The sequence below is a fragment of the Caballeronia sp. INML1 genome (assembly GCF_023631085.1).
GTDB classification, from domain to species: Bacteria; Pseudomonadota; Gammaproteobacteria; order Burkholderiales; family Burkholderiaceae; genus Caballeronia; species Caballeronia turbans.
This window is the reverse complement of sequence record NZ_JALQDT010000077.1, coordinates 81,479-95,257: the sequence shown is the minus strand read 5'-3', so window position 1 is coordinate 95,257 and position 13,779 is coordinate 81,479. Positions and strand designations below refer to the sequence as shown.

Genomic DNA, 13,779 nt, shown 5'->3' with positions numbered 1-13,779 from the left:
CTACAGCGCGAGATATCCGCCGTCGACGGCGATTTCCGCCCCAGTAACGAATGAAGACTGATCGGAGAGCAACCAAACCACGGCGTCTCCGACCTCGTGGGGCGACCCGAGACGGCCGATTGGATGTCGCGACTCGAGCTGAGGCAAAAGGTCCGAGAACTGCGGCTGACTAATGAGCGACTCAATCATCGGCGTGCGGATAATGCCCGGTAAGACCGCGTTCACACGAATACCGCGAGCACCGTATTCGACCGCCGCGCTTTTCGTGACGCCGAGAACCGCAGCCTTGGATGCGCAGTATTCCGCCGCGTTCGGAATCGCCACACGGCCGAGACCCGACGACGTATTGACGATTGCGCCGCCGCCCGACTTCAGCATCGCAGCGATCTCATGCTTGAGGCAGAGGAAGACGCCCTTCAGGTTAACGTCCATCACGACGTCCCACTGCTCCTCGGTCATCTCATGCAGCGCCGCATTACGCTGTTCGACGCCCGCGTTGTTGAACGCCCCGTGAATGCGTCCGAACTTGGTCACGGCACGCTCGACCAGCGCCGCAACGTCGGGTTCCCGCGCCACGTTCGTCTTGACGGCCATTACCTGCACGCCAGAGCGCTTCAGGTACTCCGCGGTTTCCTGCAGGCCCTCTTCATCGAGATCGGCCAGCGCGAGTGAAGCGCCCGCCTCGCCCAATGCGTACGCCGCCGCACGCCCGATCCCACGCGCGGCGCCCGTGACGATGATCGCCTTGCCATCCAATGGATGTTGCATTTCATCCTCCGGGTTAACGGGCTAGTGCATCTGAGGAGCAAAGACAGGGGAGAGGTCGGTATAAATGCGGTAATCGTCGATGCGGCCGTCCTCGGCATGATGCAGGATCACGGAGCACGGCACTTCGATAGCACCGCCATCGTGCCGGGTGTAGACCGTTCTGAAGCGCAATACGGTCGTTTCATCGATTTCCCATTTGCCCGTCATTTCGTGATTTAGTCCGGCAATGCTCGCGTAGAAGCCGCTGACACCCTCCTCCACCTCACGCTTTCCCTTCAACGGCGTGGCATTGGCGAACTGGAATACCACGTCATCTGCGAGATTCGAGAGGAAGCCTTGCACGTTCTTCGCGTCGATATCGGTGAACATTGCTTCGATATTGCAGCGCATATCTGTCTCCTTTCTTGTAATTGCTTGCCGCGGTCGGGCGATCGTTCAAACCTGCGTTGTAGCATCCTCGCGAATGCGTCGCAGCGTGGTGCGAACGGCGTCTAGGTAGGCTTGCTCCATGCCTGCTGCGAATTCCGCTTCCTTCTTACTACCCGGCTCCTCGCCCTCGAGCACAATATCGAACGTGAAGCGCAGCGATAGCGTGCCGTCGGCATCTTCCTCAATGATGTTCTTGATCTGTCCTTTCGCATGTCCCGAGAGGCGGACGAACTCGACGCGCTCCTGCGGGAAGAACAGGATCAGCTCGCGCAGGGTTTCCCCATGGAGCACGACTTCACGAATTAAACGGTCCGGCTTCTGTTCGACGATGTCGCACTTCTCGATGGCTTCAACGTATGGCACGGCGTTCTCCGCCTTGCGGACCAGACCTTCCCACACTTGCTGACGATTGAGACGAACCTTTTCGGAACCGTCTGCAGGATTGACTTCCAGCTTGCGGCTGACGCTGATCATTACTGTCTCCTTTGAGCGAAATATGGTTCTGCAGCGATGGACACGTTCCATGCACTGGATTTGATTCTAGGTGGGCCATGCTGGAACAACCATTGGCATGGCCAATATTCAGCTATCGATCTCATTTATTCGCGACTTGTGTGGTTATTCGGCTCCACGGCACCATCCCGGCTTGCATCTTCGGCTCGTATAAACGGCATCGAACGTGCGCTATCAACCTCGTTATATGGACTCGTCAATCAAGCGCTTCGACAATCATTACATCGCCGCATCGCAAGACTGCTACTTCGAGTGCGACCGGCCGATACAGACATAGAACGAAATAGATCAAGAGACACATCATCAAAGTGAAGCTGGAATAGAACGCTCAGCCACTTCGCTTCTGAAACAGGAGAACACATGTCAGCGTCCCAATCCGGGCAGCTGAAGACGGTTGCGATCACCGGCGCCGCGTCCGGTATCGGTGCGCACACCGCTCGTCTGCTTATCGCACAGGATATCGAGGTCATTGCACTCGATCGTCACGCACCCGACTTCGACGTCACCCGTTTCATCCAGATCGATCTTGCCGACCCGCTGTCGATCGACGCCGCCGCCGCTCAATTGCCCGGCACGCTCGACGGGTTGTGTAACGTCGCGGGCGTTCCCGGCAATGCGGGAGGCGACATCGTTGCCCGTGTGAACTATCTCGGCCTGCGCCGGCTCACTGAAGCCGTATTGCCGAAGCTCCGCGCAGACGGCTCCATCGTCAATGTGGCTTCTACGGCCGGCCAAAACTGGCAGGCGCGGCGCGCGCTTCACGTCGAGCTCGCGGCCACCCGCGACTTCACGGAAGGTCTGCAGTGGCTCGAACAGCATCCGGTCCCGGACGCGGGCGCCTACGCGTACTTCAAGGAAGCGCTGATCGTCTGGACCATGGCGCGCGCCACGACCCTGCGCAGTGCCGCTGGCATCCGCATGAACTGCATCAGCCCGGGGCCGACCGACACGCCGATCCTGAAGGACTTCCGTGCATCACTCGGTGCCGCGAACGTCGACGACGCGATTCGCCGTGCAGGCGGGGTCGGCACGCCGGAAGCGATGGCGCCCGCAATTGTCTTCCTGCTGCAAGCGCAAAGCGCCTGGATCAATGGCGTGAATCTGCCGGTCGACGGGGGCTTGGTCGCCTCCCGCATTCTCGACCCCGTCTGAGGTTGCTCCCTCCTGTCGCCTAATCACTCTAATCAAGGTTGAAAAGAATGTTCCTCAAGAATTCATGGTATGTGGCTGGCTGGAGCAACGAGATCCAGCGCTCTCTGACGCAACGCTGGATTATCGGCGAGCCGCTCGTGCTGTATCGCACCCAGGCAGGCAAGGTTGTCGCGTTGACGGACCGCTGCCCGCACCGGCGCGCGGCGCTCTCCAAGGGCAATCTGATTGGCGATACCGTGCAATGCGGCTATCACGGCGTCACGCTCGATTGCAGCGGCGCGTGCGTGGCCATTCCGGGCCAGCAGCAGATTCCTCCTTCCATGAAGGTCCGCACTTATCCGGTGGTCGAAAAGTGGCAATGGATCTGGGTCTGGATGGGCGATCCCGAGGCCGCAGATGAATCGCTGATTCCTGATTTCCGCTACAACAGCGAGCCGGGCTGGGTTTCGACCGGCGGTTGCATCGACGTGAAGGCGAACTATCAGCTTCTCACCGACAACCTGCTAGACCTCACCCACGAGACGTATGTGCATACGCGGACCATCGGTACCAACGAGATTGTTGAAACGCCGATGACACAGCGTGTCGAGGGCAACGAAGTGCATGTGCAACGAATCATCAAGAACGCCCCGCCGCCGCCCCTGTTCTCGCGCGTTCGCAAGCTCGGGGGCAACATCGACCGCTGGCAGGTCATTCGCTTCCAGCCGCCGGCGAGCGTGACCATCGATGCGCGCGCCTATCCGGCAGGCACCGACGATCTCGAACGCGGCTTGCGCTGGTTCTCCGTCAACACGATCACGCCCGTCGACGCGCGCACGAGCAAGTACTACTGGACCATTACGCGCTGCTTCGCCCAGGACGACGCGGAGGTCACGAAGACGATTCATGACTCGATCTACACCACGTTCATGGAAGACGTCGAGGTTTTGGAAGCTCAGCAGATCATGATCGACACCGACGATTCGATGAAGGCCGAAGTTGGCGTGCGCGCGGACGGCGGCTCGGTTGCGGCACGCCGGATCGTCGAGAAGCTGGTGAAGCAGCAATCGACCGCGCTGGCGTCGTGAGCGGGCCGCGTCAGTCAGGCGGCGGTTAGGTGATACCCGGGAGTAAAGCGTATGAAAGACAGTCAACAGCTAGTCGTCTCCGAAGTGCTGCAGGCGACGGCTCGCATCCGCCGCTTTGTTCTGCGCCATCCGCAGGGCGATGCGTTGCCCGCCTTCGAGGCAGGCGCGCATCTCGACGTATCGATTCCCCTCGCGACCGGCGAGCTGGCGGTGCGATCGTATTCCATCGCGAGTTCGCCCGCGGACCGCAGCCACTATCTGCTTGGCGTCTTACGCGAGGACGCGGGAAAGGGCGGGTCCGCTGCGATGCACGGACGCGTGCAGGCCGGGCAGCTGTTGACGTGCAGCCTTCCGAAGAATCACTTTCCGCTCGTGCCGGAATCGCCCCATTATCTTTTGGTAGCAGGTGGCATAGGCATTACGCCGATCCTTTCAATGGTGCATGTCCTTGCCGCCCAGGCGCGCACGTTCAGCATCCACTATTGCGTGCGCAGCGCAGATGACGCGGCGTTCGTCGACGAATTGAAGGCCCTTGCCGGCGACAAGCTGACACTCCATTGCGACGGCGGTGACCCCACCCGTGGCGTGGACCTTGATCTCCTGCTGAGCAATGCGCCTGCGGGCGCGGACGTCTATGTATGCGGTCCCCGCGGACTGAACGAAGCCGTAATCGGCGCGGCACGGCGTGCGCATTGGCCGGACGAACGAATCCACTTCGAGTTCTTCGGCGCAGCGGCCCCCGCCGACGGTGACGCCGCCTTTCGAGTCGTGCTTCAGCAAAGCGGGCAGACGGTCGAGGTAGCAAGCGACGAGTCGATTCTCGATGCGCTAATCCGCCAGGGGGTCGAACCGATTTACGACTGCAAGCGGGGCGAATGCGGCCTATGCGCGACTACGGTCATCGAAGGCGAGGTCGACCATCGCGATTACGTGCTTTCTCCCGATGACAAAACCAGCCGCAAGCAAATGTGCGTGTGCGTGTCCCGGGCACGGTGCGGCGACCTGACACTGGACTTGTAATCAAGGAAACAATGAAATCGAACCATCAAACTCTGTTGCGCGACCGCGCTTATGTTGGTGGCGAATGGGTCGCCGCCCTGAGCGGCGAGACCTTCGAGGTCCGCAACCCAGCCACCGGCGAACTCGTCGGCACCGTGCCACACATGTCGGCCGAGGATGTCGAGTACGCCATCACGAGCGCGCAACGGGCATTCGACGAGTGGAGCGAGCGCACGGCCACAGAGCGTGCCGGGCCGCTTAGAAAGTGGGCGCGTCTCATTGTTGACCATGCGGACGAACTCGCAGCAATCCTGACGAGCGAACAGGGCAAGCCGTTGTCGGATGCGAAGAACGAGGTGATTTTCGCAGCGTCCTTCGTCGAATGGTTCGCGGAAGAAGCGCGTCGGACCTACGGCGACACTATTCCTGCTGCGCGCCGCAACATGAGTTTCACGACGGTGAAGGAGCCGATCGGCGTGACCGCGGGCATCACGCCGTGGAACCTGCCCTCTGCGATGGTTACCCGCAAGGCCGCGCCCGCGCTCGCCGCTGGCTGCACGATGGTGCTCAAACCCGCCGAGCACACGCCGCTGTCCGCACTCGCGCTGTGCGCACTCGCTGAACGCGCGGGGATTCCGCCAGGCGTGCTCAACGTCGTCACTGCTGACCGCAGCGCGGCCGAGGCGATCGGACGGACGCTGACCTCCAGCGAGGCAGTTGGCAAATTGAGCTTCACGGGATCGACCTCAGTTGGCAAGATCCTCTCCGCGCAATGCGCGGCGACGATGAAACGGGTATCGCTCGAACTCGGCGGCAATTCGCCGTTCATCGTTTTTGCCGATGCCGACCTCGACGTCGCCGTGTCCAGCGCACTGTTCGCCAAGTTCCGCAATGCTGGCCAGACGTGCATCGCGCCGAATCGCTTTCTGGTCGAGGCTTCTGTGCACGACGAGTTCGTCGCGCGCATGCTCAAGGCGATGGAATCGCTCAAACTTGGCGACGGCACGGAGGCTGGCGTTACGCTCGGCCCGGTCATCAGCGAGGAGGCGCTTCGCAAGATCGAGCGGCATGTCGAAAACGCGCTGGAACTCGGTGCATCTCTTCTTGCCGGCGGCAAGCGTGCTCAGCGCAAGGGCCACTTCTTCGAGCCCACCCTGATGAGCGGCATCACCGAGTCCATGGCGATGTCGTGCAAGGAGACCTTCGGGCCAGTGCTGGCACTCGCCACTTTCAGCGACGAGCGCGAATTGATCGCACGCGCCAATGCCACGCGCATGGGCCTCGCATCCTACCTGTTCAGCCGTGACGCTTCGCGCATCCACCGCGTGTCCCGTGCATTGCACGCGGGCATCGTCGGCATCAATACTGGCATGATCGCAACCGAAGTCGCACCGTTCGGCGGTTACAAGGAATCAGGGGTTGGCCGGGAAGGTGCGCGTGAAGGCATCGACGAGTTCATGGAGACAAAGTTCCTCTGCCAAGCATTCTCCGCGTGACGCCATTCGATAGCCCGCAGCAAGACGCATCGCTAAGCACTTCTAGCTCGTTGAACAACCATGCCATGGGTGCACTGCACCCATGGCTTAGGCCTGGTAGCGAGGTTCGTCACCCATGTCTGACGGCTGGAAGGGCTTGGCAAGAACTTCGAGGTCGCGGTCGCCTGACATCTCTCGGCCACCTGACATCGGTTTTGAGATTTCCTTGCGAAAGAGGTCGACAATCAACGACCGGAACCAGCGATTTGCTGGGTCGTGATGGTAACGGTCGTGCCAGTACAGCGCGATCTCGAACGCTTCCAGCCCGAGAGGCTCGGGCCGGTACGTCAATGGAAAATGACGGCTCAACGTGGCGGCGAGGATCTCGGGCGCTACCCAGATGAGATCCGAACTCAGTAGGCAATGTGGCGCGGCAAGGTACTGCGGGATGCGCACTTTTATGCGGTTCTTGGCCCCTGCTTCGAATAATGCCCGTTCGAGCAACAGATGCCCGCTGCCGCCGTATTCGACCAGCAAATGATCGAGCTGACCGAATGCATGCGCATCCAGCGTTCCGTGTGCGAGCGGATGACCTTTTCGCATCACGCAGACATAACGTTGCTTGAAAAGCGGTTTGCGGTGAATGTCCTGCTCAAGCGTCGGCAGATAACCCACCGCCACATCGATCCGCCCGTTACCGAGCGCTGGAATCGTGTCTTCGATGCGCGTGAACATCGTATGCAGTTTGATGTCGGGCGCTGTACGTTGGAGCTCTCGATATAGCATCGGCAATAGGACGACCTCGCCGATGTCGCGTGTCCTAATGGTGAACGTTCGATCTGATTTCTCGGGCCGAAAGGGCTGTGGCACGCCTGTCGTGCCGCGCACAAGGTTGAGCGATTCGATCAATGGCCCGGCTAGCTCCAGCGCCACTGCGGTCGGCTCCATCCGCCTTCCGACAAGCACAAAAAGCTTGTCTCCGTACGTTTCCCGTAACCGTTTGAGCGACGCACTGACGGCGGCCTGCGTCAGCCCGAGATTCTCGGCCGCTGCCGTGACGGACCGATCACGCCACATGGCCTCGAAAACGTAAAGCAAATTGAGGTCTTTCATTTCTGCCAGCTGTCTCTCACTTGAAATGCTCGACTCGTTGCAGCTATTAATCCAGTTTATAGACGACCGGTAGCAGGCATGCACTGGGGTTTACACGTCTGCGCCGAAGTTCCCGTTCAGAACGGCCCTCGGCGGGCTATAAATCACATTTATCCATTTGAATAAGCGCCACTTCCTCGACGGCGTTCAACCTCACGATCAGAATTTCGTCAAACACATCAGATCGATAAAGAAGGAGACAGCGGCATGAAGACAGTGGGAATGATCGGCCTAGGGCAACTCGGCCTCCCCGTTGCGTCCAATCTGGTCCAGGCCGGAGCGCGTGTGCTGGGCGTTGCACGTGGCAGCATGGAGGAATTCCGCAATATAGGCGGCGTTGCCGTTGCAGATCCTGCGACGCTTCTGCGCGACGCAGACATCGTGCTGCTCTGTCTGCCTGGCGAGGAGGCGCAGCTTGAGGTACTCGGCGGCGAGCACGGACTCCTGGAAGCGGGCGTGCGAGGCAAGATTGTCGTCGAGCTCGGCACGTACAGCCTTGCATTCAAGCTCGAGATGCAACAGCGCCTGCGGGACGCCGGCCTTGATTTGCTCGAATGCGAAGTGAGCGGCTCACCGCCGATGGTGCTGCAGAAGAAGGCGGCACTCTTCGTCGGCGGATCACAGGAACTCTACGCCCGCTGCAAGGACGTGCTCGATCTGATCGCGCCGACCCAGTTCCACCTCGGACCGATCGGCGCCGCGCTGAGCATGAAGCTGATCGCGAATGCGCTCCTCGCAGTGCATACCCTCGCGGCCGCTGAAGCGATGAATCTCGGCGTGCGCGCGGGCATCGATCCGCATGTGCTGGTGGAGGCGATCGGCAAAAGCGCGGGCGCCTCGACCATGTTCAACATCCGCGCTCCGATGATGGCGGACCGGCGCTTTGAGCCCGCGCCAGGCCCCTTCACGGCGTTGGAGAAGTATTTACATCTTGCCTCTGAAATGGCGGGCGAGACCGGCAGCGCCATGCCGCTCTTTTCAGCCGCTGCACCGTACTTTCGCCGTGCCGTCGATCAGGGCATCGGGCAGAAGGACATCTCAGCAGTCATCACATTACTCGAGCAAGAGTCCAGAAACGCGTGAGGATATTTCATGATCATCGAGCAACGAACCTACACCCTTAAGCCCGGAACCGTGCAACCGTTCCTCGCGCTCTATCAGTCCGACGGACTTGACGTGCAAGCCCAAGCGCTCGGCAACCTGGTCGGGTATTTCGTCACAGAGACCGGCGAGCTTAACCGTGTCGTACAGCTGTGGGGCTTCGAGACCTTCGAGGACCGCCTTCAACGCCGCCGGGCGCTGTCGCAGTCCGAGGCGTGGCGGGCTTTTCTCACAAAAGCCGGGTCATATGTAATCGAACAGCGCAGCGAACTGCTGATGCCTGCGCCCTTCTCTCCTATCCGCTGAGGCCGACATGATCCACAGCCTGAACCACATAGGACTGATCGTTCCTTCGCTCGAAATCGGTCGAGCTTTCTATGAATGCGCCGGCCTCGAGACCCGCATGTCCGAAGGCCATCTGGTTTGTCGTTGCGAAGGTCGCGACCAGGACCAAGTCCGTCTCATTCAAGGTCCGAAGAAGCGCCTCGCTTATGTATCGTTCGGCACGCCAAAGGGTGGCCTTGCCGAACTCCGCGCGCGGCTCGAAGCGGCTGACGTTCAACTGCACGATGCGCCTTTTGCCGTGCCCTTCGACGGCATCTGGTTCAAGGATCCGGACGGCGACTGGATCAACGTGCAGGAGGCCGACGATGTGCCCTCGACGTTGCCCGCCCCGGTAGAAGTGAATTCACCGCAGCGCTACCGTCGTCTCGGCGTGCGGGCATGTGATGCAACGTCGTCGCAAAAGCGCACGCGTCCGCGCCGTCTCGGGCACCTCATCAAGTTCTCGCCGGACGTCGACCGTGCCGTACGTTTCTATACCGACGTGCTCGGCCTGCTGATTTCCGACCGTGCTTTGGACATCATCGCGTTCATGCGCTCGCCATTCGGTGGGGATCATCATATGCTCGGCATCGCCAAATCGTCGCATACCGGCTTACATCACATGAGCTTCGAGGTGAGCGACATCGACGAGATCGAAATGGGCGCTCAGCACTTGCTCGCCTCCGGATACCGCGACGGATATGGCCTCGGACGGCACGGCGCCGGATCGAACTACTTTCACTACATTCGCGACCCGTGGAACAGCATGATCGAATACTTTTGGGATATCGACGTGATTCCCGAAGGCGCGGACTGGACACCGATGGGTTCGACGGAGAATGAAGTACGGGCCGTACTCGAAGCAGTCTGGTCGGGCATGCCGGCGCCCAAGGAATTCATCATGAACTTTGAAGAACCCGATTGATCGCGCTGTCTTGCGTCCCCCACGACTGTCACCTGAATCTTCGAAGCGACCATGAGCGACCTTCAGACCGTTCTGCGAAACATGCTCAACAAGACGTTCTACGTTGCGTTGCGCAAGCCACTCGATCTTAAGCGCGTGGCCGATGTGCTACCGCGCCATATCGAGTGGATGCTTGAGGCCGAGCGTACCGGCGAAGTCTTCCTCTCGGGGCCGTTCACCGGCGACGGCCCGCCCGGTTCGCAAGGGGGCATGAGCATACTGCGCGCGCCGTCGATCGAGGAAGCGCAGCGCCTTATTGCACAAGATCCCTTCATCGCCGAAGGCGTGTTCGAAGCGGAGTTGAGGCCGTGGCTTTTGATGGAAGGAAGCCTCAACTGCACGATCACCCTGTCAAACCAGAGAGCCGGCATCGACTGAGAGCATGTGATGACTTATCAGCTTTTCACCTACATCGACTCGTCAGGCGCCACCTGTCCGGGTCTCCTGCATCGCGGACAACACTTCAGCCTCCGGGCCCTCAACTCTGCATGGGCAGGTCCTGCGCTCTTTGATCGCTCGGACGCCGGTATCGATGAACTGATCGGAAACTGGGCGGGCGCTCATGCGCAACTGGAGGCCCTGGTCCAGGCGTTGGACAACGCCGCCTTTGACAGTGCGCCCGCGCGGCTTCAGGCGGACGCCCTCTCGTTCGACGCACCGGTCACCCGCCCCGGTGTCATTTACGCATGCGGCGCAAACTATCGGGACCACGTGGAGGCCATGGCGCGCGCATTCAACATGCGCATCACGCTCGACCCACGCGGGGACGGCATTCCGCCCTGGCATTTCATCAAAGCCGGACGCGGCACGCTAGCGGGTCACCGCCAGAAAGTCAGGTATCCGGGCCACACGCAGTTGCTGGACTGGGAAGCGGAGCTCGCAGTGATCATCGGCAAGCGCGCGGACAACGTCGCGGTCGAAAACGCCCTAGACTACGTGGCGGGCTACAGCATCGCGAACGATCTATCGGCGCGGGATAACCTTAAGCGCGACAAGGTGGACGAATCGTCGCCGTTCCGTTTCGACTGGATCGGCCACAAGTGCTTTACCGGCGCATGTCCTCTCGGACCTTACTTCACGCCAGCCCAGTTCGTGGCATCGCCGGAAAAGCTCGGCATCAAGCTCTGGCTCAACGATGCGATCAAGCAGGACTCGAATACGTCAAATCATCTCTACTCCGTGGCCGACCAGATTGCTTACCTGAGCCAGCGGATGACGTTGTTTCCCGGCGATATTCTGTTGACCGGCACCCCGGCCGGCGTTGGCATGGAAACTGGGACGTTCCTCAAGCGCGGCGACGTCATGAAGGTATGGATCGAGGCGCTCGGCGAACTCGAGACGACAATCGTCTGATAATACTACGCGGACTGCGTCAATCTGGCGCCTCCGCATTTATGTGGCCGACATTTCGTGCCTGCGCCGTAAATCGAACATCCGATCCGTGCGGCGAACCTCGCATCACGCTAGCGGCAGCTGCCGCGATATGGAGAGATCGATGAACGACTGGAAACATTCCCTGCGAAAGACAGTTGAGTATTGGCTTTCGCCGTCCCCTGCTGCGCTCGTGCGCATACTGCGGTTTAAGAATCGTGGACGCACGAACGAGTGCTTCGTGAAGGTCATAACCTCGGAAAGCGGCAGGGCTGCGGAAATGTACTTCTTTCGGCACGATGACGGCACCTGGCGCGTCTTCCCACCGCGCCGCTCATTCCCATCTCTGACCTATCCCAGATTCGCGTAGCGCCGGACCCGCGGACGCCTCACCCGGTACAGCATGCTCGTTTTACAGGGATTCCATATGGATTTCCTGGTCAAGCCGACCACAGTCGATTTGGCCGCTTCATGTTGTACCCCGCTTTTCTTTGAGGTCTGGTGTGTAGAGCGCTATAACCGCCTGCGACTCTTGGTCTGAAGGAGCCGGAGCGTCGATGTGAGCGCGGTCGAATCAATACTGTATCGTCGCGGGTCGTTACGGGCTTCCATCCGGGCGCCGATATTTGGGTGCGCAATCGGAAGTCGATAACTCATCGAGGCCTTTCCGCCGTAGCAGCCTTTCCACCGCTTGCGTCTGTTCGCCTTTCAGAGTTGAACAGGCTCAATGAGACCGCTGCGGCGACGAGTTCACAGGCGGCGAAGAGGCCCAAGGCCATCTCAAATCCATGGGCGAGGATCACGCCGAAGAGCAGACTACCGAGGCCGAATCCGACGAACAACGTGAAGACGTTGAGCCCCATTGCTTGTCCCGGGCGTTGACCGCCAAGAGAAGTAACAATGCCGCCGAAAAGCGGCTGCGTCATGTCATATCCGAGCGAAAGGATCATCGCGACGAGCGGAATTGCCTGCACTGGCACGCTCATGCAAAGGGCAGCCGCTCCCAGCGCGCTCAGGGCCAGACCGAGCGGAACGATGCGCGCGCGGCCATACCGGTCCGCCAGCCGTCCGATAAACGGCCCCAGCAGGAAACCGGGAACCCCGTATCCGAGCAAGGCGAGGCCGACATGCACGGCATCAAGTCGATAGCGCTGTTCCAGATATACCGCGAGCCAAGTAAAGACGCCGGAGTGAAACATCGAGTTCACCAGCACATAGCCGTAGGTGCGTCGAGCGCGAGCATTGCGGAGCAGCTGCCTGTATCCAGAAAAAACGTCGGGAAGCTGTATGGTTTGTGGTGGCGTCGCCGCTGCAAGGAATCTGCGATAAGGAAGCAGCACAAGCAGAAGCATGGCGCCGACAAGTCCCACCATGACGAACAGTCCGCGCCAGCCAATGAGCGGCATGAGCAAGGCACCGCAGGGGGAACCGAACGCCATGCCACCTGCCATCGCGCCAAAAAGCCAGCCTAGCGGGCGCCCACGCTGTTCGTAGGGAAAGGCGCGGCCGACTAGGACGAGTGCAAGAGGCACGACGCCGCCTGCGCCGAGGCCCGTCGCGATTCGCCAGGCCGCAAGCTGATCGACACTCGTTGCGCTCGCGCTCAGGAGCGTGAGTCCTGCGAACGCGGCGAGCGACCCGTACAACACGCGATGGATGCCGGCCCAATCCGCAACCAAGCCGTAGATCAACGTCGCGACACCGTACGGAATAAGATAGGCCGGCACGATGTGAGCGACAGCTGTTTGTGGTGCCGCGAAGATGTGCGAAAGCGCTGGCACGATAGGGGCAACCATGTAAGCCTGGAAGAAGATCACGAACGTGACACCGGCCAGCCTTCGTAGCAAAGCTTCACGTTCGACGGGAGATCGTACATAGGAGGCAGTGTTCATGACGATGAGACTCCTGCATGGTTGCGGCGGGGGCAGGCTCTTACAGACCCAGATCGCTCAGTCCGGGGTGGTCGTCGGGTCTGCGCCCTAGCGGCCAGAAGAACTTCCGTTCACTCTCCTTGATGGGCAGGTCGTTAATGCAGGCATAGCGGTGATGCATAAGCCCGTCGGCGCCGAATTCCCAGTTTTCGTTGCCGTAAGAGCGATACCAGTTCTGCGCGTCGTCGTGCCACTCGTATGCAAAGCGAACGGCAATGCGTGCGCCCTCATATGCCCACAATTCCTTGATAAGACGGTAGTCGAGCTCGCGTTGCCATTTGCGCGTAAGCAGTGCCACGATCGCAGTGCGACCCGTAGCGAACTCTGCTCGATTGCGCCACACGCTGTCCGCGCTGTACGCAAACGATACCTTCTCAGGATTGCGCGAATTCCATCCGTCCTCTGCAAGACGCACCTTCTCAATGGCGGTTTCCAGCGAAAAGGGCGGAAACGGCGGCCGCGCTGCGTCGACATCTTTCATGATCAATTCCTTTCTAAGGGTGAGGACTTGAGGCTAGTCGCTAAGGGACGAG

The 13,779-nt window shown here is 60.3% G+C and carries 15 protein-coding genes; 9 read left to right on the top strand and 6 right to left on the bottom strand.

The window, feature by feature from the left end; translation table 11 throughout:
* From NCR38_RS30890 to NCR38_RS30880, 3 genes are read right to left on the bottom strand one after another with little or no spacing between them, the layout of a single operon-like run.
* Positions 1-756 carry an SDR family NAD(P)-dependent oxidoreductase gene (locus NCR38_RS30890; protein ID WP_250478161.1) on the bottom strand — a complete coding sequence of 252 codons (756 nt, stop codon included), beginning with the start codon at positions 754-756 and terminating at the stop codon, positions 1-3.
* 33 nt (positions 757-789) lie between these two features.
* The gene (locus NCR38_RS30885) at positions 790-1,158 is read right to left on the bottom strand and encodes a nuclear transport factor 2 family protein (protein WP_061119756.1); all 369 of its coding nucleotides are present in this window, start codon (positions 1,156-1,158) and stop codon (positions 790-792) included.
* A gap of 45 nt (positions 1,159-1,203) precedes the next feature.
* Positions 1,204-1,671: an SRPBCC family protein gene (locus NCR38_RS30880; protein WP_053572497.1), complete on the bottom strand. Its 468-nt coding sequence runs from the start codon at positions 1,669-1,671 to the stop codon at positions 1,204-1,206.
* A gap of 399 nt (positions 1,672-2,070) precedes the next feature.
* Between NCR38_RS30880 and NCR38_RS30875 the strand changes: the two genes are divergently transcribed.
* The 4 genes from NCR38_RS30875 to NCR38_RS30860 all read left to right on the top strand — a co-directional run bounded on the left by NCR38_RS30875 (position 2,071) and on the right by NCR38_RS30860 (position 6,424).
* The gene (locus tag NCR38_RS30875) at positions 2,071-2,862 is read left to right on the top strand and encodes a coniferyl-alcohol dehydrogenase (protein WP_061119755.1); all 792 of its coding nucleotides are present in this window, start codon (positions 2,071-2,073) and stop codon (positions 2,860-2,862) included.
* A gap of 47 nt (positions 2,863-2,909) precedes the next feature.
* Positions 2,910-3,929 (top strand): aromatic ring-hydroxylating dioxygenase subunit alpha, encoded by a 1,020-nt coding sequence (locus NCR38_RS30870; protein ID WP_250478160.1) that lies wholly within the window; start codon positions 2,910-2,912, stop codon positions 3,927-3,929.
* Between the two features lie 84 nt (positions 3,930-4,013).
* Positions 4,014-4,949, top strand: coding sequence for a PDR/VanB family oxidoreductase (locus NCR38_RS30865; RefSeq protein WP_250478159.1), 936 nt, complete (start codon positions 4,014-4,016; stop codon positions 4,947-4,949).
* 11 nt (positions 4,950-4,960) lie between these two features.
* Positions 4,961-6,424 (top strand): NAD-dependent succinate-semialdehyde dehydrogenase, encoded by a 1,464-nt coding sequence (locus NCR38_RS30860; RefSeq protein WP_250478213.1) that lies wholly within the window; start codon positions 4,961-4,963, stop codon positions 6,422-6,424.
* 87 nt (positions 6,425-6,511) lie between these two features.
* Here NCR38_RS30860 and NCR38_RS30855 read toward each other — a convergent pair whose 3' ends face one another.
* A complete protein-coding gene (locus NCR38_RS30855) occupies positions 6,512-7,516 on the bottom strand; it encodes a LysR family transcriptional regulator (protein ID WP_061119752.1) in 1,005 nt (334 codons plus the stop codon).
* A gap of 246 nt (positions 7,517-7,762) precedes the next feature.
* Here NCR38_RS30855 and NCR38_RS30850 point away from each other — a divergent pair, with 246 nt between their 5' ends.
* The 5 genes from NCR38_RS30850 to NCR38_RS30830 all read left to right on the top strand — a co-directional run bounded on the left by NCR38_RS30850 (position 7,763) and on the right by NCR38_RS30830 (position 11,297).
* Entirely contained in the window at positions 7,763-8,638 is an 876-nt protein-coding gene (locus NCR38_RS30850; RefSeq protein WP_061119751.1) for an NAD(P)-dependent oxidoreductase, read from the top strand.
* Positions 8,639-8,647: 9 nt separating this feature from the next.
* The gene (locus NCR38_RS30845; protein ID WP_061119750.1) at positions 8,648-8,962 is read left to right on the top strand and encodes an NIPSNAP family protein; all 315 of its coding nucleotides are present in this window, start codon (positions 8,648-8,650) and stop codon (positions 8,960-8,962) included.
* Between the two features lie 97 nt (positions 8,963-9,059).
* A complete protein-coding gene (locus NCR38_RS30840) occupies positions 9,060-9,905 on the top strand; it encodes a VOC family protein (RefSeq protein ID WP_250478158.1) in 846 nt (281 codons plus the stop codon).
* 51 nt (positions 9,906-9,956) lie between these two features.
* Positions 9,957-10,322: a YciI family protein gene (locus tag NCR38_RS30835; RefSeq protein WP_250478157.1), complete on the top strand. Its 366-nt coding sequence runs from the start codon at positions 9,957-9,959 to the stop codon at positions 10,320-10,322.
* Between the two features lie 9 nt (positions 10,323-10,331).
* A complete protein-coding gene (locus NCR38_RS30830) occupies positions 10,332-11,297 on the top strand; it encodes a fumarylacetoacetate hydrolase family protein (protein WP_061119747.1) in 966 nt (321 codons plus the stop codon).
* A 671-nt stretch (positions 11,298-11,968) separates the two neighbouring features.
* Here the strand turns inward: NCR38_RS30830 and NCR38_RS30825 are convergent.
* Both NCR38_RS30825 and NCR38_RS30820 read right to left on the bottom strand, forming a co-directional pair.
* Entirely contained in the window at positions 11,969-13,207 is a 1,239-nt protein-coding gene (locus NCR38_RS30825) for an MFS transporter (protein ID WP_250478156.1), read from the bottom strand.
* A 40-nt stretch (positions 13,208-13,247) separates the two neighbouring features.
* Positions 13,248-13,727: a nuclear transport factor 2 family protein gene (locus tag NCR38_RS30820; protein ID WP_061119745.1), complete on the bottom strand. Its 480-nt coding sequence runs from the start codon at positions 13,725-13,727 to the stop codon at positions 13,248-13,250.
* Between the last annotated feature and the right edge of the window lie 52 nt (positions 13,728-13,779).

Bases quoted from the DNA above. Each gene is read 5' to 3' on its own strand.
- NCR38_RS30885 (WP_061119756.1), bottom strand. From the start codon at position 1,158: ATGCGCTGCAATATCGAAGCAATGTTCACCGATATCGACGCGAAGAAC.
- NCR38_RS30870 (WP_250478160.1), top strand. From the start codon at position 2,910: ATGTTCCTCAAGAATTCATGGTATGTGGCTGGCTGGAGCAACGAGATC.
- NCR38_RS30840 (WP_250478158.1), top strand. From the start codon at position 9,060: ATGTCCGAAGGCCATCTGGTTTGTCGTTGCGAAGGTCGCGACCAGGAC.
- NCR38_RS30825 (WP_250478156.1), bottom strand. From the start codon at position 13,207: ATGAACACTGCCTCCTATGTACGATCTCCCGTCGAACGTGAAGCTTTG.
- NCR38_RS30820 (WP_061119745.1), bottom strand. From the start codon at position 13,727: ATGAAAGATGTCGACGCAGCGCGGCCGCCGTTTCCGCCCTTTTCGCTG.
- NCR38_RS30880 (WP_053572497.1), bottom strand. From the start codon at position 1,671: ATGATCAGCGTCAGCCGCAAGCTGGAAGTCAATCCTGCAGACGGTTCC.
- NCR38_RS30850 (WP_061119751.1), top strand. From the start codon at position 7,763: ATGAAGACAGTGGGAATGATCGGCCTAGGGCAACTCGGCCTCCCCGTT.
- NCR38_RS30855 (WP_061119752.1), bottom strand. From the start codon at position 7,516: ATGAAAGACCTCAATTTGCTTTACGTTTTCGAGGCCATGTGGCGTGAT.
- NCR38_RS30860 (WP_250478213.1), top strand. From the start codon at position 4,961: ATGAAATCGAACCATCAAACTCTGTTGCGCGACCGCGCTTATGTTGGT.
- NCR38_RS30845 (WP_061119750.1), top strand. From the start codon at position 8,648: ATGATCATCGAGCAACGAACCTACACCCTTAAGCCCGGAACCGTGCAA.
- NCR38_RS30835 (WP_250478157.1), top strand. From the start codon at position 9,957: ATGAGCGACCTTCAGACCGTTCTGCGAAACATGCTCAACAAGACGTTC.
- NCR38_RS30830 (WP_061119747.1), top strand. From the start codon at position 10,332: ATGACTTATCAGCTTTTCACCTACATCGACTCGTCAGGCGCCACCTGT.
- NCR38_RS30875 (WP_061119755.1), top strand. From the start codon at position 2,071: ATGTCAGCGTCCCAATCCGGGCAGCTGAAGACGGTTGCGATCACCGGC.